This window comes from Paenibacillus sp. J22R3, from assembly GCF_056269305.1.
On record NZ_JBWDNS010000006.1, the window covers coordinates 424541 to 444923 of the forward strand.

The window sequence follows — 20383 nt, forward strand, 5'->3', positions numbered from 1 at the left end:
GCGGTAACTTATTTGAAATAGCTATTGATTTGCTCTTGAGCAGCAGCTGTAATCGCATCCATACCGGCTGCTTTCAATTCTGCTACGATCTTCGGTACCATCACCTCAGGATCAGAAGCACCTGTCATCAGCTCATAGCGATATTTATCCCATACGGCTTTCGTGTTGGACACTTCAGTACCCAGCTTGCTGATGTCTAGCGCAAAGCCCAAGTTCGTGGACGAAGTAGCTTGATCGTTCAGCTTGCGCACTTGATCCCATTGATCGACCGGAGCGCCTTTCGTTACAGCCAAGTCGAAGAATGTACCTTGCGTATAAGCAGCCAATGGCCATGTATCTGTTTTACGCTCAACGACTTTCTCGCCGTCTACGTTGTCGTAGTCGACACCGAGCTCACCGAATGCCAGCATGTTACGCAGCTTCGGATCCGTATTTACCAACTGCAGGTATTTCAGAGCTTCCGTTTTATATTTCGAGTTAGCCGAGATCGCATTCAGAGAACCTTGGATTGTACTCGTTGTATAAATAGGCCCGAAGATTTGGAACATATCGTACTTCGCAACCGCTTCAGTGATCTGCCAGCCTGCTTCCGCGCCTGGGAATGCCTGCGCCGCGAAGAATGGACGAGCCTTGTCAGCTTCCGTCTTCGTCGGGGCATCCGGATTGATGATGCCATCCTTGTACCATTGGTGCAGCGTCTTCAGATCTGCCATGACTTCCGGCTGCTCCAGCACGGATACGACTTTACGGGAAGCGTCGTCGACTTTCACGCCGATCGGCGGCAGACCCAGCGTCATATCGTCATAACCGTTGAAGAATCCGTTAAATCCGTCGCCTTGCGTGAGGGACAGCGGGTAGAAGCTCTTGCCTTCGCCGGCCTTCATATCATGGAAAGGTTTGTCGAGATCTTTCAACGTCTTGATGCTAGCGCCGTCGATGTTATATTTCTGTACGTACTTATCGTCGAATACCCAATATTGAGTCAATGAAGAATCTTTGTACGTCGGTACGGAGTAAATTTTACCGCCGACTTTCGTTCCGTCCCATACCTTCTCAGGAATGAGCTTGTAAAGATCAGGCGAATCGCTTTGTACGGAATCTGTCAGATCCGCAAATGCGCCTAAGTTAACTTGTTGGCTGTACTTACTGTTATTCGTAAACATAATATCGAACGGTTCGCCGGTGTTTACGATGGTATTGATCTTCGTATCCCAGTCGCCCCAGCTTGCTACTTTGATGTCGACTTTCACGCCGATTTTCTCAGCGGTGTATTCGTTCATCGCAGCGATTGCTTTGTCGAAGTTAGCAGGCGTTTGCCCACCGATTGTCCACCATACCAGCGTCGGCACTTCGCCCGATTCAGCAGGTTTGTTTGCCTCCGTGTTTGTAGCTGTGTTAGAAGGCGTGTTGTTACTCGACTCGGAATTGGAATTCGAGTTTCCGCAGCCCGCTAGTGCTGTTGTTGTCAAAAGCGCCGCGGCCCCGATTGCAAGCAATTGCTTCTTTGTCTTTTTCATACCCATTTCCTCCCTTTGATTGCGATCTTTGTTTCCACCGCCTGTATCAGGCGGCAGCTATCATAAACCGGACGAATCCAGGCTTATTTCGGGTTAACCTTTAACAGCGCCGACCGTCAGACCGGAAATAAAATATTTCTGGAAGAACGGGTAGGCAACGGCCACCGGAACCACAATGACGATGGCAACGGCCATACGCGCGGATTCCTTAGGCATCGTGGCGACAAGCTCCGCATAGCTGATGCCCATGCTGGAAGCATTCTTCGCCAGAGCGTCCACGTTACTCATCAAGCTGTTCAGCAGCGCCTGCAGCGAGTACAGGTTCTGGTTGTTGATGTACAGCATGGATTGGAACCAATCGTTCCAATAGGAGAAACATAGGAACAATCCAATGGTAGCCAGTACCGGCAGCGATATCGGAAGCACGATGGAGAAGAAGATGCGCAGCTGGCTCGAGCCGTCAATCTCGGCAGATTCGATCAGAGCGTCCGGAATCGTGCTTCTGAAGAAGGTTTTGCAAATAATTACGTTGAAAGAGGAGACGGCCAGCGGCAGAATAAGTGCCCACACCGTATCTTTCAGACCCAGCAAATTCGAGTTGATATAGTAGCTGGACACCAAACCTCCATTGAACACCATCGGGATGAATACGACCCAAGTCAGCAGCCCATTAAGCTTGTAATTGGGCCTCGAAAGGACATACCCCATCGAAGTCGTAAGCATCACGCCAAGCACGGTACCTACGACGGTAACGAGTACGGAGATGCCGAGCGCCTGACTAATCATCTTCCCTTGCTTGACAATATAATGATAAGCCTCTCCGGAAAAGGCCGTCGGAATGAGATGATAACCATCGTTACGGATGGAATCCTCGCTGGCTAGCGATACGGACAGTACCACTAGGACGGGCACGAGGCAAACCAACGCCAATATAATGAAAATCAGATTGAAACTTACGTTCGTGGCGGTCCCGATTCGGTTGAATTTGTCGAGACCTGATTCATATTTCGCTTTTGCTTTCATTTCCCGCTTCCTCCTTTACATCATTGCGCTCTCTCGGTCTACACGACGAACGACCCAGTTGGCAATCAGAATGGTCACACAACCCATTACGGATTGTACGAATGCGGAAGCAGAAGCCATACCTACCGTTGCCGTCTTCAGCTGCTTATAGACGAGAACGTCGATGGTAGTCGCTACGTTGAAGAGAGAGTTAGAATCCCGCGGCACCTGGAAGAACAATCCGAAATCCGTGTAGAAGATTCGCCCTACGGCCAGGATGAACATCATCACGATGACCAGCTTCATAAGCGGCAATGTAATAAACCGAGCTTGCTGCCATTTGGAAGCGCCATCGATTACGGCGGCCTCGTAATACGTGCTGTCGATACCGGTGATGGTCGCTAGATAGACAACCATGCCGTAGCCCAAGCCCTTCCATACATTCATGAAAACCAGAAAGTACGGCCAGTATTTAGGCTCCATATACCAGTTCACAGGATCCTTGCCGAGGTCTGCCAGGAATTGATTGGCGATCCCTTTATCGAAGCTTAGAAACGCCCAAACAATGGCGGATACAACGACCCAAGATAAGAAATAAGGCAAGAACATCATCGTTTGATAGATTTTGCCGGCTTTACTGCTGTGCAGTTGGCCAATCATCAGTGCCAAAGTTACGGGTACTGCAATGCTTAGGATAATGAATATCAAATTGTATCCCAGCGTATTGCGCATCACGACCCAAGCATCGTTCGACTTGAACAGAAACTCGAAGTTTTTGAAACCTGACCAATCGCTGTTGATGACGTTGCTGAGAAAGCCACCGTGAATCTTGAAATCTTTAAAGGCAATAATTAGACCAAACATCGGTAAGAAACAAAATAAGATATACCAAATGGTCGTCGGCAGGGCCAGAAACGTCAGTTCTGTATCCTGCGTGCGCCAGCGTGTTCGTAAGCGTTTACGCCCGCTCTTCATGTCCATGTCAGCCACTCCTTCCGTTTGTTCACGTTCAGCGTGTACGCGCTTTCAAACTAACTGATGTCATTGTATAGAATGTTGCAGGCCTCATTCCAGACAACAAACATAAGACCGCAGTCAACAAACGTTAGGTTTGGGGGTGAATGTGCAAAATAAAAAAGCTTTCAACCGCCAGCATTTGGCGGTTTGAAAGCTTTTTGCATGTTAAGCTAAATTGTGGACCGACTTAGGCCGCCACGTCTCTGCGCGTAAACGCAAGCCAAGAAACAAGATTGAACACGATAAAGTAAATGACCAGCATGATGATGGAGAAGGAAAGCGTCATGCCATCCTGATACGGCCGACCCTCCAGATACTGTGCAAGATTGAGGTTGGCAAACAGCACGTACTTCGCCCAATCGTAACGCTGAATAAGCTCCGATACTATGGTTCCCGCAAACAATAAGAAGATCGAGGACCCGATGGCCATTGCGCTGCTGCGGAACGCTGAAGATATCATGAACGCGATCGTGACATACATCACGGTGGATACACCGTTTAGCAGATAGGTTTTCCACAAGTTAACAAGCATGTTCCGCTCGAAGATGTCCCCATTCGAATCCATGCCGACCAGCGGCAAGTTCATATCGCCGAACTGATACAGCAATCCGTTAATCAACACGGATACTATGAACAGCACGATAAGTAACAAGATGCCGAACATAATCATGGATACATACTTAGAGATGAGGATCTTGAGCCGATTAGCGGGCCGAATGAGGAGCAGCTTGATTGTCCCTGTCGAGAATTCACCGGCCAAGCTGTCTCCGGCGATAATGACCGTGAACAGCGTAATCAAGATGACTAACGTCGCGGAACCGTTAATGCCGCTCCACATGGTGCCGACCTCCGGCCTGATGTCATGCTCCAGCCTATAATCGATTAGTGCGATTCGATCCTTATAATATTTCTTTGATCCCTCGTCTGTTTTCGGATCGGCCAATTCCTTCACCATGGTGTCTTTTTGCTGCTCGACTTGTTTCTGCCACGTCTCTGAATTGGTGTCTTTGTCGTAATACCAGTCCAGGATGCTGGCGGTAAACACGATCGCGATCATGAACCCGACCATGATCCAAGTTCGCCAGCGGCGGTATACTTTCATATTTTCGTTCTGAATTAAGTTAACCAACCTGCTCGCCTCCCGTCATTTCCAAGAACCGATCTTCGAGCGACACCTTAATTGGATGTGCACCGAAGACGTCAATCCCGCTACCCATTAAGTAAGACAGAATACGCGGGATCCGTTCCCGTCCGGTCACGATTTCGGCGCCTCCCTCAACAAGCTTCACTTCTTTGACGCCTTCCATCCGCTTGATCGCCGCCACCGCTTCATCGGTAAAGTCAGCTTCAATGAGATAGGACTTGCTTTGCTCATCGGAGCCGATAAACTCGTGAATCGGTTTGATGTCCACCAGTCTGCCCTTTTGCAGAATAGCCACGCGGTCGCACATCAACTCCATCTCGGAGAGCAAGTGGCTCGATACGATAACCGTAATGCCTTCGGTCCGTGTCAAGTACCGCAAATAGTCGCGCAGCTCGCGAATTCCCGCAGGGTCAAGACCGTTCGTCGGTTCATCCAGGATGAGCAAGGACGGATTGTGCAGCATCGCTTGAGCGACGCCTAGCCGTTGCCGCATACCAAGGGAATACTTCTTCACTTTATCGTGAATGCGGTCTTCCAGCTTCACCAGCTTGACCACTTCATCGATTCTTTCCTTGGTCACTCCCGGGACCATACGTGCGTAATGGACCAAATTACGATAGCCGCTCAGAAATTTGTACATTTCCGGGTTCTCGACGATTGCACCGACGTGGCGGATAGCCTTCTCGAATTCGTTCTTAATGTTATGGCCTTGGATGCGAATTTCACCTTTGGTGATGGACATCAAGCCGACCATCATTCGAATGGTGGTCGTTTTGCCGGCTCCGTTGGGACCGAGAAAACCGAATATTTCGCCTTTGGGCACGTCGAACGTTACATTATCAATAATCGTTGTCTTGCCGACCTTCTTGGTCACATTGCGCAAGCTTACAACCGGCGTATCGCTCATGGTTGTGCCTCCTCTATTGGGGAATGGATAATAACCTCTCCGTTACTCGACGTAATGTCGACGTTCCATTTGCCGGTACCGGTCGCACCTGTTAATCGCGTCCTATTGTCGTTGTCCGGCTTTGTGCTTATAAACGGCAAACTCGTGAGAATGGACCCATCTTTAACCTCAACGTTTAAACTAAATCCGCCATCCTGCGGCAGCACCACATCCGTTGTTCCGGATTGTGAATCCACTTTGATGTCACCGCGAATACCGTCCATTCGAATATCGCCGTCTACTCCGCTCAAATTAACGTTGCCGGAGATGTCGCTCACGTTCACGGGGCCGCCTTCGGTAACTCCGCTTACTGCTCCTTGAACGCGGCGGATAAACTGCCTTCCGGACCTGCCGCTCACCGATACATGGCCTCGAACGTCCTCAATCGTTGCGACTCCCGACTCGTTGTTTAGCGTGATATCCCCGTTTATGCCAGAAGCGTACACATTGCCATAGGAGCCATTAATGGTTAAATTTCCGGTGGCCCCAACGAGCTCCACCAGGCCGCCTCTTGAGGTTACATCAACATCGCCATGAATGCCTTCGAGCCGAATGGATTCCTCTTCAGCGCTCAGTCGCAGCTTCATGCCATCCGGCACGAGCAGCGTGTAGGCGATGTCGTAATCATCTTGATCAAGCGTTTTCCCGCCGGCCATTGCAACCAAGTTGACCTTACCTGCTTCATGATGCTGCTCGATGCTTACCGCCTTGTTCATCCGATCTGCTGCCTCTGCGTCCGATGCGAACACGGTAACCGCGTATTGCAGACTTACGATGCCGCCGGTTGCTCGCTGCACCGTTATCGGACCACCTGCGCCGGTGAGCTGAAGCTCCTGCAGCGTCACTGGGTCGGTAATCTCAAGCTGCCTCTCGTCCGTCTTTGTCACGCCATGGTCCGCTTGCTCACGGGCCTGCGTTCGCGCCTCATTAACGAATTGATCGCTAAAGCGTTTGAAAGGCTCCTCTTTGCGAATCCCGATATCCAGAATCATCACCACGAATAGGACGAAGACCACGGAGAGAAGAAGCGTTCTCTTAGAGCGTAACGTCATCTTCATACCTCCACTTCCCGTTCGAAAATATACCCATTCAGCCACGTTAATCCGACGATAATAAGCGCCACAACGATGAACGGTCCGGTTTGCATAAACGTTCCATCCTGCCCTTCGCCGCCTATCCATATATCAGGCGTCCATTTCAGCAGCGCCGACAAGAGCGGGCTAACCCGAAGCGTGGCCCAGAGCGCCGTGACGAAAGCGATGAGAACAACGAGCCACTTCAATCGCGCGACGAGCTGCCCGCAAAGGAATGCGAATTGCACGATAACGACCGCGAATACCGTGATGAACAGGTAGAGCCAGAAGCTGTGCAGAATCAAGTTCACGATCTCCGGCTTGAAGCTCAGCAATTCGTGGACAATTTGCCACTCATCCCACTTGGCGATTAGCAGCGTGAGCGAGAAGCTTGCTGCAATCCACAGCATGACTCCGATCAACAACGTTATCGTAGCTGCGAGCTTCGCCGCTAACACTTTCCATCCACGTACAGGCAGCGAGAGCAGCAAGTAAATCGAATTCGTTCTCCACTCCGAATGCAGCTGATAATAGCCTACACCGATCGTGACCACAGCAATGAAGATATAAGGGAATAACAACGATAACATCGACAGCACGTCATCCTCCCATACCCCACTCTTGAACCAGAGCAAGAGATCCATCAAAAGGACCGCGACCGAGAAAACGCCGTATAAGGGCCAGACGCTCTTCAGCTCTTTGCGGAATAAATTGCGGAATGCCATTACACGTACACCTTCTCCCATATGTTCTCGAGTGAACAACCGAACTCCGCGCGCAGGTTCTCTGCGGAGTCGAACAGTTTGATTCGTCCGCCTTGCAGGAAGATCACGTCATCGAACATCGGCTCAGACTCTTTCACGGAATGAGTGGATAAGATGATCGTCTGCTCTCCGGATTCGAATTCGCTGGCGATCGAGCGGATGATCTTAGCGCGCGAGGAAGGATCGATGCCCGAGAATGGCTCATCAAGCAGGACGAGCGGCACATCGCGGGATAAGGCAGCGATCAGCTTCAATCTTGCGCGCATTCCCTTGGACAAGCTGCGCACCTTCTGGTCGATATCAAGCTCCATCTTCGCGAGCATATCCGCCGCTTTGTCCGCCTTCCAATCGGGATAAAAGCCGGAGATGAAACGCAGCGTTTCCTTCACCGTCATCCAGCCATACAAATTGTCGATCTCCGGCAAATAGGCGATCTGCGCTTTGTTCCGAACGCCGGGCTCCCTGCCGTTTACGAGAATGCTGCCTGACGTCGGATAGATCATTCCCGCCAGCATCTTAAGCAGAGTCGATTTACCGCTCCCGTTCGGGCCGAGCAAGCCGACTATCGTTCCTTTGCGGATTTGGAGGTCGATTCCGTTAATCGCGTGTTTCAACAAGTATCGTTTATGAACGCCATGTAACTCTGCAATATAGGGTTGGTCGAAATGTTCATTCATGCTCATGCTCTAAGCCTCCTCGCCTTCGTATAATTGCTTGCGAAGCAAGAGCTCTGTCTCTCCCGGTTCGACTCCCAGACCCCGCATCTCCTCGATAAATTGGCGTACCGCCGTGTTGGCCATCTCCGCTCGTATATGCAGCAGCAAAGCCGGGTCGTTCTTGATGAACGTGCCTTGGCCGCGCAACGTCTCCGTCAATCCTTCCCGCTCCATCTCCTGATACGCCCTTTGCACCGTATTCGGGTTAACCTGCGACATTTGAGCCCTTTCCTTCAGGGAAGGGATCTTGTCTCCCGGCGCCAGCTCACCCCTGACTAACGCCTTCTTGACCTCGTCCACCATTTGCAAATATATCGGTTTCGGGTTGTCAAAATTAAGTTGCATGTCCGACCCTCCTATAGACCGCGAACCAGTGCACTACTAAACTAGTGTACCGATAATATATGTGGAATCCGAGGCGCTTGTCAATGGCTTTGTTTCTATTTGCGCCAAAAAGCCGCTTCCTATGCGGGAAGCGGCTTTTACAATCGCGATTTGAGGACATCAGCGTGTTAGCACGGCTAACTTAACTTAGGTCATCAACACGAACGCCAGTGCAACGATTGCAGGCAGACCTTGCACAATCAAGATAGATCTCTTAGCCGTTACGCCTCCATAAATAGCAGCAACGAGTACGCAGCAGAGAAAGAATAGTTGAATCTGATGCCCGACTGCGGCTGCGGGATGGAACAATCCCCAGAGCAAACCTGCCGCTAAGAAACCGTTGTACAATCCCTGGTTGGCAGCGAGGGACTTCGATTCTTGGGCGAACGTCTTCGTGGTACCGAATGCCTTTAATGCCCGCGGCGTAGTCCACATAAACATCTCCAGTATTAAGATATAGATGTGCTCCACTGCGACAAGTGCAACCAATAGTGCAGCTATAATCGTCATTTGCGTCTTCTCCCCTGCCTGTATGCGTTTATATCCTATATATACATCCTACCGAACCCCGGGACAAGCTCTACCTACAAAAAAAGAGCGCCACCTTGAAAGGTATGCGCTCTTCACCATCCATCTTGTTATGCGATGTTGTTCCAGTAAAAAGTAAGAGTAACCGCGCTGGCATTGCCCGCAGCGTCAGTCAACGTACCCGATACAACCATCTGATTGGCATTGCCGCCAAGGAGCTTCAAGTAGCTAACGGACACACCGTCATGTTGTTTATCCAAAACACCTAATTTTGTGATTAGATCCAAGGATGAAGCCGTTCCTCCGACAAGCTGCTGCGTGAAGTTCAACGACGGATAAGAGGACAGGTTCACGTTTTGAATGTCGGTGATCGTCAAAGTGGCGTCTTCATTGGAAGTAATGTTTCCCGTAGTCAGGTAACCGCTTGTGATCGTGATTTGGCCTTCGTTGTCATTAAGAGTAACAGCAAGATTGTTGACGTTCGCTGCAGTCAGGTTAGGCGCCGCATCGTCTGCTTTAATGGTTAATGTTACCGTGCGGGAGTTGCTGGAATTATCTCGAAGCGTTCCCGTAATGACTAGCCCGTCATCGTTGGTATCCAACTGATTAAGCAGCGACATGGATACGCCGTCTTCTTGTGGATCGAGCGCTCCAAGCTTGTCAATCAGATCAAGTGTGTTCGAGCCGGAATTTAGGGATTGAGAGAGTGGCAACGACGGATAATCCGTCAAAGTGATACCTTCAATTGCAGTAATAGTCAACGTCGAAGCTTCACTCACGCTAAGCGTTCCCGCTGTCAGATACGCACTGCTCTTAAAGCTGATCGTACCTGTTGTGCCACCGGATACCGTTACATCTCTGCCGTTAACGGTAGCAGCGGTGATGCTCGGTGCAGTTGTATCTCCAGATGGTATTACTACTGGTGGTTTTGGCTTACTCTCTTCTTCTTTTTCTTTCTTAATCACTTCATAAGCTTGCTGTCCGCCATACGCACCAACAACCAGATCACGACGAGTGGCGACTTTTGAACCGTCTACTCCTGCATCGAGGATTTTAAACTCGATGGCTTGTTTAACGGCATCGCTGTACCATGGTGTTTTGTTGACATCTACTGTACCGCCTAAGCCTCTAACGAATACAGTAGCAAGTTGTCCTAAAGTCGCGGTGTTGCCAGGAGCAAATTTACCATCGCCAACTCCGTTAATTAGTCCGGCTTTCTTCGCGGCTTCGATGTAAGGAATCGCCCAACCATTCGTTCCATCGGTGCCACCCACGTCGCTAAACGAGGAAGTCTTTAAAGTACTGTCGACCTGGAGGCCAAAAATCAAAGCAGCCACTTTAGCGAATTGTGCACGGTTCATTTCTTCTTTAATTCCAAACGTGTCGTTGCCCATGCCATCAAATATACCCTTGGAAATCAATGCATCAAATTTGGCCTTGGTTGCTGCATCCAAATCCTTCAAATCTTGAAAATCTGCCGACGTCTTTGGGGCCGAATCCGCTGCATTCGCAACTAAGCTTGGCATTAGTAAGCTTATTCCAAGTGGGAGAATCAACCATTTTGAAGCCTTCTTCTTCATCAACAAACGCTCCTTTTATTAAAAACTAGTAAATTATTCTAAAATTTATTTCGGCATGCAGACCTATTTTGTTTAGCTTATAAGTGAAAAAGAATTACAAAAGAACGAGATTCTTTCGAACTATAACCCATTTCAATAAACTGGATATTAGCAAAAATAAACACGGCACCCAAGTCGGGTACCGTGTCTACTGTGTTAAACCTATAACTGCGGTCCACTCCGGCTCGCTTATACCCCTTCATACAATGAGGAATCCAAACCCTGGATATACGGTGTCCACTCACCTGTCGTATATAGTAGAAGCCGGTGCATGGCACGCGTACATGCCGTGTAGAAGAGCTTGCGCTCACTTTCCCGATGGTATACGGAAGAAGCGGCATCATAGATAAGCACGGCGTCGAACTCCACCCCTTTGGCGAGGTAAGAGGGAATAACCATGATTCCCTTCTCGAAGACAGGCGTCTCCTTCGTAACAAGCCGCAGCCCCTGACAACCATGAGCGGCAAGGCGTTCGTAGGCCTCCCTGCTCTCGGCTGCTGTCTTCGTAATAATAGCAATGGAGCCGAAATCCTCCGCCTGAAGAGCCGCGAGGTCCGCTGCCATTCGCGCCGTCCTCATCACGTCGCTGCCCGTCTGAATAAGAAGGGGTTTCCTTCCCCTCCGATCGAAGGGCACGATCCCCTCGCCACCCGGCAGCAGCGACCTGGTGAACTCTACAATCTCGCGCGTGGAGCGGTAACTGCGGGACAATTGAATTCGGCTCGTTTCGGCCTCGCCATAGAGCTTGAGCAGCGGTGACTCCGCCTCATGTAATTTCGTTGCCTGCGTGAAGATCGCCTGACCGAAATCACCCAATACCGTCATGCGGGCACGAGGGAACAGATTCTTGAGAAACTGATATTGGAACATTGAATAATCCTGGCCCTCGTCAATAAAGAGATACCGAACCAGCGTATTCACCCGAGAGCCCTCAATGAGTTCTTTTAGATAGAGGTACGGTGTTGCGTCCTCATAATACAGCTCGCGTCGACTCAGCTTCTCCCTCGTCTGCTCACAGATTTGCGGCCAATGCTCGGGGACTTCAGCAGTGTTCGTCCTTGTAAGATACACGTTGTCATTCTCGCTGAACAATTGCGTGTATATGCCCTGCATATCGATAAACAACATACTCTTTACGCTTCGTCTCAGCGGCTTGAAGGCCTCTTTCACGACCATGCGGCAGAGCATCTCTTCCTCTTGCTCGGCGAAGTTGAAGTCTGCTTCATCTCCACGGCGCTTTTTCGTTACAAATTCTTGTACCTCCGCATACTGCTCGGCGAAATCAAACACACCGCGATCCTTGTGCAGCTCGCCAAATACTTCCGCATACTGCTCATTGTCCAGATAGTTCAGTTCCTCCTGAACCCACGAAGCCGACAGCTCTTCTCTCTCCAGCAGAGTCAGTTCCTTCATTAACCATTCCTGCAGTAGAGTTATGCGATTGGTTAGTCGAATCGAGGGTTCATAACTATAAAATTTCGATTTGATTTGATCGCCGGTAATTAAAACCCGATCGCGGAATCGAATGCCGTTAAACAGCATCCCTGCTTGCCCCAGCCACGACGCATAACCATGAAGAGCCTGAAGGAACGCTTCCGAAGACTTATATTGGATTCCGCTCAGACGGGGCGCATACCCCTGTGTCGAATCTTCGGTTAACACATATTCAAGCTGGTCGAAGGGATCCTCCAGTTGAAATATTGATCCAAGCCAATAGTCCAGATATTCTTGGAAGGTCGTTTGCTGCATGTTCTCCTCGCCAAGCTCCGGAAGAACCGTAGACACGTAGCTGTTGAACATCGGATTAGGTGAGAAGAGAACAATCTGATCAGCCGTCAGTTTATCGCGATGTTTATATAGTAAGTACGCTACGCGCTGCAGGGCAGCAGAGGTTTTTCCACTGCCAGCCACACCTTGCACAATGAGCATGCGGCTTCTATCGTCACGGATGATGGCGTTCTGCTCCTTCTGGATCGTCGCCACGATACTCTTCATCTGTGTATCAGCGCCCTTGCCCAGCACCTGCTGGAGCAATTCGTCGCCAATCGTTATGCTGGAGTCGAACAAGTTCTGGATCCGTCCGTCACGAATCTGGTATTGCCGCTTCTGCGTCATGATCCCCTTAATTGATCCCCCGGGCGTGTCAAAGGCAACCTCGCCAGGGGAGTAGTCGTAATACAAACTCGCAATTGGCGTACGCCAGTCGTACACCAAGAAATTCATGCCGTCCTGTTCGACGAAAGAGGACACGCCTATATAAACCTGCTCAATCAGATCCTGACCAGCCTCTTGAAAATCAATACGTCCAAAATAGGGAGATACCAACAGTCGCTTCACGCTATTCCATTTCTGCTGCAGCTGCCGGTGGCTCCGCTCCCGTTCGGATAATACGGCTGCCTGCTGCTGAATCGTGAAGAACGTCTCTTCAAAATCCTCATGGGTGCTCGTATTCACCGTGACTTCTTCCCAGAATCGCTTGCGGATGTCCGCCGCTTGATGACCCAGTTGATCCACTTTAGGCTCCAGCTCCACGATTGCTTCATTGAGCTTGCTCATTGTCAGCTCCAGCCGCTCTTGTTCGTTCTCCCAATCCTTTGCGTGTATCATCCTTCTGGGCACACTCCTTTAAACTGTAATTTGGAGAAGCAAAAGAACATTTGACAACCCGCACTTCCCTGTGATAATATTAAGGTATAAATAAGATGCAATAACTACGACTTAATACATAAAACTGCAGAGAATTCTTTTATTATAGCATGTTGCTTTTTCGAGCACAATTGGTGATTACGATAAATACCCCGGGAAATTTTCCCGGGGTGTTTTTGTCTCTATTGTAAACTACGCTTGAACCTGTGATCCGGCAGCCCCCTCGACTTCGGGGTTATTCGAAAACCGGAACAGCCTCCACATAAGACTCTCCGGCTCTCCCGCTCGTATAGTTAATCGTACGATCGATCATATTCACTTCGTAATAGTGTACGCCTGCAGCTGCCATGTCCCTAAGAAATTCTGAAAAAGGAGTCCGATGCTGCTGATGATGTACCAGTCCTCTCTTTACGGCATCGGCTTGGAACTGCTCCGCTACCTCAAGGGTTGAAACCGCCGCCGAATTCGTTTCCTCGTACTGACTGTCTGCCCCCATATACACGATGTTGTCGTTGGCTACGCTTGTCCGATAAGCAACCACTCCTGCATGGAGCAATTCCTGAAACGTTCTTGGGTAGGGCCATCTTTCGCTTTTGGACACCGAGCTAATTCGTTTAACTTCTTCAATATTCATAGGAAGCCTCTCCTTGTGAGATGTTAGTGTACGAGTTGGATTTATTGCCATAATAGCATACATACAAGCCCGGCAAAAATGAAGAGCGCCACCTGAATTAGGCAGCGCTCTTCAGCTTCTATAAATAAAATTCAATAAGTGCTTTGTCTACTCTCGTGTCGGTTATGCAAGATCGTAGCGGTCTGCATTCATGACCTTCACCCATGCCGCAATGAAGTCACGCACAAACTTCTCTTGGTTATCGTCTTGCGCGTAAACCTCAGCAATGGCGCGCAGTACGGAGTTTGAGCCGAACACGAGATCGACGATGGTAGCCGTACGCACGACTTCGCCCGTCTTCCGGTCACGCCCTTCGTAAACCACCGCATTAGCCGGCTTCCACTGCAGGCCCATATCCAGCAAATTTACGAAGAAATCGTTCGTGAGCGTACCTTCGCGATCGGTGAACACGCCATGCCCGGTATTCCCGTAGTTCGTGCCCAGCACGCGCATGCCGCCTACGAGTACAGTCATTTCCGGTGCCGTAAGGTTCAGCAGCTGTGCCTTATCCACCAGAAGCTCAGCAGGGCTGACGCTATACTGCTTCTTCTGATAGTTGCGGAATCCATCGGCAGCCGGCTCCAGTACAGCGAAGCTCTCTACATCCGTTTGCTCTTGCGTGGCATCGCCGCGTCCGGAGGCGAAAGGCACCGTCACATCAAAGCCCGCATCTCGAGCGGCTTTCTCCACTGCGGCGCTGCCGCCCAGTACGATTAAGTCAGCCAAGCTTACTTGCTTATCCAGACCACTCTGAATGGCTTCCAGTGCAGCAATAACCTTCGCAAGCTGCTCCGGCTGATTCACTTCCCAATCCTTCTGTGGAGCAAGACGAATTCGGGAACCATTCGCGCCGCCGCGCATATCGGAGGCGCGGAATGTACTGGCCGAAGCCCAAGCTGTCGATACCAGTTCGCCGACTGTTAGTCCTGCGCTTAGGATCTTCAATTTCAGCTCTTCTACTTCGGCGTCTGTCAGCTCCGTCTCAGGTGCAGATATAGGATCTTGCCAGATCAGAATTTCTTCCGGCACTTCCGGTCCCAGATATCTTGCACGAGGCCCCATGTCACGGTGAGTAAGCTTAAACCATGCGCGAGCAAAGGCATCCGCGAACTCTTCCGGGTTCTCATAGTAACGGCGAGATATTGCCTCGTATGCCGGATCCGCACGAAGCGCCATGTCCGCAGTGGTCATAATCGTCGGAACGCGAACGGCCGCATCTTCCGCATCTGGTGCAAGATGCTCCTTAGCAGGGTTTATAGGCGTCCATTGATTCGCGCCTGCCGGGCTCTTCGTGAGCTTCCATTCATACCCGAGCAGCAGCTCGAAGAAGCCGTTATCCCACTGCGTCGGATTCGCCGTCCATGCGCCTTCGATACCGCTCGTGATGGCGTCACGGCCTTTGCCTGAGCCGTGCGTGCTCAACCAGCCCAAGCCTTGCGCTTCAATAGCAGCTCCTTCCGGCTCAGCCCCGACAAGTGCGGCATCTCCCGCTCCGTGTGCTTTGCCGAACGTATGCCCGCCAGCCACGAGAGCGACCGTCTCCTCATCGTCCATTCCCATCCGTTTGAACGTTTCACGAATGTCTCGGGCGCTTGCAAGCGGGTCCGGACTGCCGTTAGGACCTTCCGGATTAACATAGATCAAGCCCATTTGAACAGCCGCGAGCGGATTATCGAGCTCACGATCACCTTTATAGCGATTGTCTCCCAGCCATACCGTTTCAGCACCCCAGTAGATATCCTCTTCCGGATGCCAGACGTCCTCACGGCCGCCGCCGAAACCAAAGGTTTTGCCGCCCATGGACTCAATGGCAACATTCCCCGTCAGAATAAACAAGTCCGCCCAAGAGATCTTGTTGCCATACTTCTGTTTAATCGGCCACAGCAGTCGACGCGCTTTATCCAGGTTGCCATTGTCTGGCCAGCTATTAAGAGGAGCAAACCGCTGCGTGCCGGTTCCGGCCCCTCCACGGCCATCGCCCGTACGATATGTGCCTGCCGAGTGCCACGCCATACGGATAAAGAATGGACCATAATGACCGTAATCAGCGGGCCACCAATCTTGACTGGTTGTCATCAGATCACGAAGATCCTGTTTAAGTGCCGGATAGTCCAGCTTGGCGAATTCCTCTGCATAGTTAAACGCTGCGCCCATCGGGTTCGTTTTCTGGTCATGCTGATGAAGAATGTTCAAATTCAGTTGGTTAGGCCACCAGTTTCTATTCGACGTACCGCTAGATGCAGGACTCGTAGCGCTTCCATGATTGAACGGACACTTCCCTGCGTTAGCATTTTCCATATTCATCGTTATCACCCCATAAACTAAAATTAGTACTAAATGATAATTATTCTAATACTAGTTATAAAGCTAATCACAGCAGAAATCAATTGTTTTTTTGGGGCTTTCTTCACGTCGTTAAGACTCTACCAAATATATATGTCCCACCACACTACCCTATGTCCAACGGTGCCAAATACGGACAATCCCGCTTCCCCCATTACCCGTTTAAGGTCACTTTTAAATACTAGGTTTAAAAAAAGTGCCTACTTCCTACCGTCGACCCCAGGGGCTATCCTACGTATAGCAGTCAACTAATCCGTAATCAGGGGAGAGATCAATCATGAATATTGCATTATGGATCGTACAAGGTGTTGCCGCATTAGGTTTTATTTATTCGGGCTGGTTGAAGGCCTTTCAGTTTGAGAAGGCCAAAGCTTCATGGGGCTGGGTGAAAGACGTTCCACAAGCCTTCGTAGCCTTTATTGGGATAGCAGAATTACTCGGCGCAGTTGCACTTATCCTGCCTCAAGCGTTGGATATCGTACCGGTGTTAACGCCAATAGCCGCTACCGCGCTTGCCGTAATCGTCCTCTGTGGCGCCTTGTTCCATATAGGGCGTAAGGAGTATCGGGAAATCGGCGTGAATATTGTCTTCATCGCGCTGGCCTTGATGGTCGCGATCGGTCGTTTCTAGCTCCCCTCATTTGGGGAGCTTTTTTCAATAAACCTGTAAAAGTGATAAGTATCCATCGGTTATTGATAATGGTTCATGGAATAACATGCTATATAATCAAGCTGTAAGCGATAACAACCGAGATTATGCTCTTATTCATAAGTGATTATTATCTTACAATCAGGAGGATGAAACATGCCTAAACAATTGATCGCATCAGCCCCGCGTAAAGCGGCGATTATCCCTTACGAAGATCGTGCTATTCTGCCGAACGAGGTGAGGGTGCGCGTCGACCACGCTTCGCCCAAGCACGGCACTGATCTTGCAGGCTTCCGCGGTGAAAGCCCGCATACGGCAGATTACTTCGATGATAAAGAAGGTTGGAATCTGTTCTTGCCGAGAGATCCGAAGGATATTCAAACGGACGGCGGCTTCGGACGTTGGAACCTAGGCAACATCTGGGTGGGCGTCATTACAGAGGCAGGTTCCGAAGTAACGGAGTATAACGTCGGGGACCGTGTATCTTGTTACGGAGGCATTCGTGAAACGCATATCGTGAACGCGGTTAACAACTATTATTTGAAAAAAATGCCCGAAGGCATGTCATGGAAAAACGCGGTGTGCTTCGATCCCGCTCAGTTTGCGCTTGGCGGCATTCGCGACGCACACGTTAGGGCGGGCGACCGTGTCGCAGTATTCGGCCTCGGCGCAATTGGTCAAATCGCTGCACAGCTGGCGAAGCTGGCGGGCGCCAGCTGGGTGGCCGTTATTGATCCGATCGCAGGACGGCGCGAAGTCGCGCTTAAGAACGGTGCGGATGCGGCATTCGATCCCATCACGGATGATGTGGGGCTCGAACTTAAGAAAGCGACAGGCAAGCTCGGCGTCGATGTGATCTTGGAGACAAGTGCCAACGAATTTGCGCTTCAGCAAGGGCTCCGCGGGCTGGCTTACGGCGGCACAATCGCTTTCCTCGGCTGGGCCAGAGCGTTCAAAGGCGGGCTCGATTTGGGCCGCGAAGCGCATTTCAACAATGCCAAAATCGTCTTCTCCCGTGCTTGCAGCGAGCCGAACCCGGACTATCCGCGTTGGAGCTGGCGCAGAATCGAAGACGTATGCTGGGATATCCTCTCGAGCGGCCGTATCGATTGCGAGAATATCATTTACCCGGTCATCCCTTTCGAGGAATCCGCCGAGGGATATGAGACTTACGTGGATCAAAGTCCGGAGCAGAGCATTAAGCTTGGCGTCACGTTTTAATCTGTAACAAAGAAGGGGGAAGTGTGATGAGCGATAGCTTGAGCTATTTTCTAAAACATGCCGAGCTGCAGGTCAGCCAATTCGATGTGCATCGCCGCAGCGAGATGAAGACGCTGAACCGCACACTTCCCTTCTACGTCATGTCTTATTTGAAGTCGGGCAGCGCCAAGCTCCGAATCGATGGAGAAGAGATGGCACTCGAACCGGGGACCGTCGCCTTTATTCCCCCGCATGTGGTGCATGATCATTATAAAGATACCTCCGACCAAACCGAGTTTCTTTGGTGGCATTTCACATTCGAAATTGAAGGCGTCATGGATGTCATGAAGATGTTCCGCATCCCATTCGTGTTCCCGCTGCAAGATCATGTCTATTTCGAGAAAGTGTTCATGGAATTCATCGATTCGGCGGATGCCCGCATGCCCTCCTTGCCGCGTTCGATCTTAACGCGAGCGAAGTCGCTCGAGCTCTTATACATCATTTTGAACAGCGCACTCAGTCAGAAAGACGCCCAGAAGGACGTCGCCAAATCCGATGTGTTTCTGGCTATGCTCTCACGGGTCGTACAATCGCCCGAAGAACCACTCACGCTGCAGCAGATGGCAGATGAGCTTCACATGCATCCCACTTATGTTAGCAACCGGTTCAAGGAGTTATTCGGCAAACCCCCGCTCCAAGTACAACGCGAAATGCGGATTCAGAAAGCGAAGACGCTGCTGGAGACATCCGATCTGTCCGTGACGGAAATTTCGCAACGGTTAGGCTATAGCGAATTACAGAACTTTACGAGACTATTCAAGTCCTACGTCGGCATAGCGCCTACCCAATTTCGCGAGCTCAATCGCAAATGGCGGGTTTCGAAGTGAAGGTATGGATCACCATAAATGGTCAGGGGAGCGAATTGGCAGCATGAAATATTCATTGTGTATCGGGGCTTATCAAGGCAAAGACGCCGTCTATCATCTGGAGAAAATCAAAGAACACGGCTTTCAAGGGCTCGAATACTACGCCTGGTGGGAGCTGGAGGACCTTAAGGCTTTCGCCAAGGAACAAGAGCGGATTGGCGTCGGCATCAGCGCGACGTGCACGAAGTTCATCAGCTTGGTCGACGAGTCGCAGCGGGACGCTTACATCGAAGGCGTTAGGCAGACGATCGAAGCTTGCCGGGTGCTGAACGTGAAGTCGATTATTTCACAAACAGGCAACGAAATAGATGGCGTCCCTCGCGACGTTCAACGAGCAACGATGGTGGAGACGCTCAAGCGCTTGGCACCTCTGCTTGAGGAAGCAGGTGTCGTATTGGAGTTGGAGCCGCTTAATGGACTCGTAGATCATAAAGGACATTTCCTGCAGCGTTCGGACGAATCCGTGGATGTCGTCGACCAAGTGGGCAGCCCGAACGTGAAGCTCGTGTTCGACGTCTACCATCAGCAGATTACAGAAGGCAACGTCATCCGTAACGCGACCGGTTACATGGAACGCATCAACCACTACCATATCGCGGACAACCCCGGCCGCAAGCAGCCGGGCACGGGCGAGCTAAATTACGTGAATATCCTGAATGCCATCAAAGGTACCGGCTTCTCCGGTTTTGTCGGATTGGAAGGCGGCTACACGATCGATACAGATGCTGCCATTCAACAGTTTAAAGACGAAATCTTGTCTCGAGTGGAAGTGTAAGCTTGTCGCATGTAAAATGGACAAGAACTACTACCGCTGCCTTATAGGAGGAATCATACATGATTCAACGTACTGTACTTTTGAAATTTGCTGAAACGACCACACATGAACAGCTTCAAGAGGTCGCGAAACGCTTCAAGGCACTGCAAGATACCATCTCTGGAATCGTCGAAATTCAGGCAGGACTCAACATGGCGGAGAAAAGCAAAGAATACCAAGTTGTGCTTATGGTGAGATTCGAGAATCAAGATGCAGTGAATGCATACACGATTCATGAAAACCATCAGGCTGTCGTCTCCTACATTCGTGAAGTTGGCAGATTAGACAGTATCGGCGTGGATATTGCAGTTTAGATATAACGTTTATTCTAAAGGGTAAATTAAAAAATGGCGCCACAGATCTCCTATCTGTGGCGCCATTTTTTTCATCTTCAGTCATCTGCGGCCTTCTTCCGTACATAA

The 20383-nt window shown here is 50.4% G+C and carries 19 protein-coding genes; 5 read left to right on the forward strand and 14 right to left on the reverse strand.

The genetic code is table 11. The features are described 5' to 3' along the window. Positions 1 to 8 precede the first annotated feature (8 nt). From AC0YN4_RS25405 to katG, 14 genes are all read right to left on the reverse strand, one after another. Positions 9 to 1517: an ABC transporter substrate-binding protein gene (locus tag AC0YN4_RS25405; RefSeq protein WP_475783236.1), complete on the reverse strand. Its 1509-nt coding sequence runs from the start codon at positions 1515 to 1517 to the stop codon at positions 9 to 11. 93 nt (positions 1518 to 1610) lie between these two features. Next, a complete protein-coding gene (locus tag AC0YN4_RS25410; protein ID WP_475783237.1) occupies positions 1611 to 2540 on the reverse strand; it encodes a carbohydrate ABC transporter permease in 930 nt (309 codons plus the stop codon). Between the two features lie 15 nt (positions 2541 to 2555). Then, positions 2556 to 3500 (reverse strand): ABC transporter permease, encoded by a 945-nt coding sequence (locus tag AC0YN4_RS25415; protein ID WP_475783238.1) that lies wholly within the window; start codon positions 3498 to 3500, stop codon positions 2556 to 2558. A gap of 223 nt (positions 3501 to 3723) precedes the next feature. After that, the gene (locus AC0YN4_RS25420; RefSeq protein ID WP_475783239.1) at positions 3724 to 4665 is read right to left on the reverse strand and encodes an ABC transporter permease; all 942 of its coding nucleotides are present in this window, start codon (positions 4663 to 4665) and stop codon (positions 3724 to 3726) included. Further along, positions 4658 to 5587 carry an ABC transporter ATP-binding protein gene (locus AC0YN4_RS25425; RefSeq protein ID WP_475783240.1) on the reverse strand — a complete coding sequence of 310 codons (930 nt, stop codon included), beginning with the start codon at positions 5585 to 5587 and terminating at the stop codon, positions 4658 to 4660. The genes AC0YN4_RS25420 and AC0YN4_RS25425 overlap by 8 nt, the downstream gene beginning before the upstream one ends. Next, positions 5584 to 6678 (reverse strand): DUF4097 family beta strand repeat-containing protein, encoded by a 1095-nt coding sequence (locus AC0YN4_RS25430; RefSeq protein WP_475837108.1) that lies wholly within the window; start codon positions 6676 to 6678, stop codon positions 5584 to 5586. Before AC0YN4_RS25430 ends, AC0YN4_RS25425 begins: the two co-directional genes overlap by 4 nt. A gap of 2 nt (positions 6679 to 6680) precedes the next feature. Next, positions 6681 to 7424: a hypothetical protein gene (locus AC0YN4_RS25435; protein ID WP_475837109.1), complete on the reverse strand. Its 744-nt coding sequence runs from the start codon at positions 7422 to 7424 to the stop codon at positions 6681 to 6683. Next, complete coding sequence (locus tag AC0YN4_RS25440; protein ID WP_475783243.1) at positions 7424 to 8146, reverse strand: ABC transporter ATP-binding protein; 723 nt, start codon at positions 8144 to 8146, stop codon at positions 7424 to 7426. Before AC0YN4_RS25440 ends, AC0YN4_RS25435 begins: the two co-directional genes overlap by 1 nt. Positions 8147 to 8149: 3 nt before the next feature. Further along, positions 8150 to 8524 (reverse strand): GntR family transcriptional regulator, encoded by a 375-nt coding sequence (locus tag AC0YN4_RS25445; protein WP_090980452.1) that lies wholly within the window; start codon positions 8522 to 8524, stop codon positions 8150 to 8152. Between the two features lie 186 nt (positions 8525 to 8710). Beyond that, complete coding sequence (locus AC0YN4_RS25450) at positions 8711 to 9073, reverse strand: DUF1304 domain-containing protein (RefSeq protein WP_475783244.1); 363 nt, start codon at positions 9071 to 9073, stop codon at positions 8711 to 8713. 128 nt (positions 9074 to 9201) lie between these two features. Continuing rightward, positions 9202 to 10671: an S-layer homology domain-containing protein gene (locus AC0YN4_RS25455; protein ID WP_475783245.1), complete on the reverse strand. Its 1470-nt coding sequence runs from the start codon at positions 10669 to 10671 to the stop codon at positions 9202 to 9204. A gap of 228 nt (positions 10672 to 10899) precedes the next feature. Then, positions 10900 to 13317 carry an RNA polymerase recycling motor HelD gene (helD, locus tag AC0YN4_RS25460; RefSeq protein ID WP_475783246.1) on the reverse strand — a complete coding sequence of 806 codons (2418 nt, stop codon included), beginning with the start codon at positions 13315 to 13317 and terminating at the stop codon, positions 10900 to 10902. Positions 13318 to 13591: 274 nt separating this feature from the next. Beyond that, a complete protein-coding gene (locus AC0YN4_RS25465) occupies positions 13592 to 13990 on the reverse strand; it encodes a DUF1398 family protein (RefSeq protein ID WP_475783247.1) in 399 nt (132 codons plus the stop codon). A gap of 162 nt (positions 13991 to 14152) precedes the next feature. Beyond that, positions 14153 to 16327, reverse strand: a complete 2175-nt coding sequence (katG, locus tag AC0YN4_RS25470) for a catalase/peroxidase HPI (protein ID WP_475837152.1) — start codon at positions 16325 to 16327, stop codon at positions 14153 to 14155. Between the two features lie 322 nt (positions 16328 to 16649). Here katG and AC0YN4_RS25475 point away from each other — a divergent pair, with 322 nt between their 5' ends. From AC0YN4_RS25475 to AC0YN4_RS25495, 5 genes are all read left to right on the forward strand, one after another. Further along, the gene (locus AC0YN4_RS25475) at positions 16650 to 17003 is read left to right on the forward strand and encodes a DoxX family protein (protein WP_475837110.1); all 354 of its coding nucleotides are present in this window, start codon (positions 16650 to 16652) and stop codon (positions 17001 to 17003) included. 174 nt (positions 17004 to 17177) lie between these two features. After that, on the forward strand, positions 17178 to 18242 hold the full coding sequence (locus AC0YN4_RS25480; RefSeq protein ID WP_475837111.1) for a zinc-binding dehydrogenase: 1065 nt from the start codon (positions 17178 to 17180) through the stop codon (positions 18240 to 18242). Positions 18243 to 18268: 26 nt separating this feature from the next. Then, positions 18269 to 19108: an AraC family transcriptional regulator gene (locus tag AC0YN4_RS25485; protein ID WP_475837112.1), complete on the forward strand. Its 840-nt coding sequence runs from the start codon at positions 18269 to 18271 to the stop codon at positions 19106 to 19108. Between the two features lie 43 nt (positions 19109 to 19151). Continuing rightward, positions 19152 to 19922, forward strand: a complete 771-nt coding sequence (locus tag AC0YN4_RS25490; protein WP_475837113.1) for a TIM barrel protein — start codon at positions 19152 to 19154, stop codon at positions 19920 to 19922. Positions 19923 to 19981: 59 nt separating this feature from the next. Continuing rightward, positions 19982 to 20275 (forward strand): Dabb family protein, encoded by a 294-nt coding sequence (locus AC0YN4_RS25495; protein ID WP_475783252.1) that lies wholly within the window; start codon positions 19982 to 19984, stop codon positions 20273 to 20275. Positions 20276 to 20383: the final 108 nt, after the last annotated feature.

What these genes read in the sequence shown, in the direction of transcription:
- AC0YN4_RS25405 (WP_475783236.1), bottom strand. Translation starts at nt 1,517, where the DNA reads ATGAAAAAGACAAAGAAGCAATTGCTTGCAATCGGGGCCGCGGCGCTT.
- AC0YN4_RS25410 (WP_475783237.1), bottom strand. Translation starts at nt 2,540, where the DNA reads ATGAAAGCAAAAGCGAAATATGAATCAGGTCTCGACAAATTCAACCGA.
- AC0YN4_RS25415 (WP_475783238.1), bottom strand. Translation starts at nt 3,500, where the DNA reads ATGGACATGAAGAGCGGGCGTAAACGCTTACGAACACGCTGGCGCACG.
- AC0YN4_RS25425 (WP_475783240.1), bottom strand. Translation starts at nt 5,587, where the DNA reads ATGAGCGATACGCCGGTTGTAAGCTTGCGCAATGTGACCAAGAAGGTC.
- AC0YN4_RS25430 (WP_475837108.1), bottom strand. Translation starts at nt 6,678, where the DNA reads ATGACGTTACGCTCTAAGAGAACGCTTCTTCTCTCCGTGGTCTTCGTC.
- AC0YN4_RS25435 (WP_475837109.1), bottom strand. Translation starts at nt 7,424, where the DNA reads ATGGCATTCCGCAATTTATTCCGCAAAGAGCTGAAGAGCGTCTGGCCC.
- AC0YN4_RS25440 (WP_475783243.1), bottom strand. Translation starts at nt 8,146, where the DNA reads ATGAGCATGAATGAACATTTCGACCAACCCTATATTGCAGAGTTACAT.
- AC0YN4_RS25445 (WP_090980452.1), bottom strand. Translation starts at nt 8,524, where the DNA reads ATGCAACTTAATTTTGACAACCCGAAACCGATATATTTGCAAATGGTG.
- AC0YN4_RS25450 (WP_475783244.1), bottom strand. Translation starts at nt 9,073, where the DNA reads ATGACGATTATAGCTGCACTATTGGTTGCACTTGTCGCAGTGGAGCAC.
- AC0YN4_RS25455 (WP_475783245.1), bottom strand. Translation starts at nt 10,671, where the DNA reads ATGAAGAAGAAGGCTTCAAAATGGTTGATTCTCCCACTTGGAATAAGC.
- helD (WP_475783246.1), bottom strand. Translation starts at nt 13,317, where the DNA reads ATGATACACGCAAAGGATTGGGAGAACGAACAAGAGCGGCTGGAGCTG.
- AC0YN4_RS25465 (WP_475783247.1), bottom strand. Translation starts at nt 13,990, where the DNA reads ATGAATATTGAAGAAGTTAAACGAATTAGCTCGGTGTCCAAAAGCGAA.
- katG (WP_475837152.1), bottom strand. Translation starts at nt 16,327, where the DNA reads ATGGAAAATGCTAACGCAGGGAAGTGTCCGTTCAATCATGGAAGCGCT.
- AC0YN4_RS25475 (WP_475837110.1), top strand. Translation starts at nt 16,650, where the DNA reads ATGAATATTGCATTATGGATCGTACAAGGTGTTGCCGCATTAGGTTTT.
- AC0YN4_RS25480 (WP_475837111.1), top strand. Translation starts at nt 17,178, where the DNA reads ATGCCTAAACAATTGATCGCATCAGCCCCGCGTAAAGCGGCGATTATC.
- AC0YN4_RS25485 (WP_475837112.1), top strand. Translation starts at nt 18,269, where the DNA reads ATGAGCGATAGCTTGAGCTATTTTCTAAAACATGCCGAGCTGCAGGTC.
- AC0YN4_RS25490 (WP_475837113.1), top strand. Translation starts at nt 19,152, where the DNA reads ATGAAATATTCATTGTGTATCGGGGCTTATCAAGGCAAAGACGCCGTC.
- AC0YN4_RS25495 (WP_475783252.1), top strand. Translation starts at nt 19,982, where the DNA reads ATGATTCAACGTACTGTACTTTTGAAATTTGCTGAAACGACCACACAT.